Genomic DNA, 781 nt, shown 5'->3' with positions numbered 1-781 from the left:
CCCTGAGAGCGTGCCGATCAACATGCTGATCCCGATCGAGGGCACGCCGCTTTCTGAGGCAGAGCCCATCGATCCGATCGCGTTCGTGCGGCTGGTCGCGCTCGCCCGTATCCTGATGCCCAAGTCCTATGTCAGGCTCTCCGCCGGCAGGACGGCGATGAGCGACGAGATGCAGGCGCTGTGCTTCTTCGCGGGCGCCAACTCGATCTTCGTCGGCGATACCTTGCTCACCGCCGAGAACCCGGGAGAGGACAAGGACAGCGCACTGTTCAGCCGGCTCGGCATCAAGCCGATGGAGCTGAGCGAAGGATGACGGCAAGTGGCCCACTCTTGCGGTACGAGACGAAATTGCGCGGGCTCGCCCGCAAGAACCGCCTGCGTTCGCTGTCGCCGCGGGCAGGACTCGATTTCTCGTCCAACGATTATCTCGGCCTGGCCGCCTCGCCGCGGCTGGCTGGCGCAGTCGCCGCGGCGGTCGCGGCCGGCACGCCCGTCGGCGCAACCGGCTCCCGCCTGCTGCGCGGCAATGCGCCTGAACACGAGCAGGTGGAAGCGGCCGGAGCGTGCTTCTTCGGCGCGGAGAGCGCTCTGTTCTTCGGCAGCGGCTATGTCGCCAACTTCGCCTTGCTCACCACGCTGCCCCGGTGGGAAGACCTGCTCGTCATGGACGAGCTCGTCCATGCGAGCGTGCACGAGGCCGCGCGCGCCGGACGCGCGCAAAAGGTCGAGGTCCCGCACAACGATGTCGGTGTGATCGAGAACGCGATAAAAGCATGGCGGG

General features: G+C 66.8%; 1 protein-coding gene and 1 pseudogene. Both read left to right on the top strand.

All coding sequences use genetic code 11. The features are described from left to right. Positions 1 to 313 (top strand): annotated as a pseudogene (locus EOA86_RS36875) (biotin synthase); the annotation flags it as partial. Continuing rightward, the coding region (locus EOA86_RS36870) for an aminotransferase class I/II-fold pyridoxal phosphate-dependent enzyme (RefSeq protein ID WP_128345850.1) at positions 310 to 781 on the top strand (472 nt) is incomplete at its 3' end. The pseudogene EOA86_RS36875 and the gene EOA86_RS36870, both read left to right, overlap by 4 nt.

Source organism: Mesorhizobium sp. M5C.F.Ca.IN.020.32.2.1 (assembly GCF_004023105.1).
Lineage (GTDB): Bacteria > Pseudomonadota > Alphaproteobacteria > Rhizobiales > Rhizobiaceae > Mesorhizobium > Mesorhizobium wenxiniae.
This window is presented reverse-complemented; position numbering and strand designations above follow the sequence as displayed.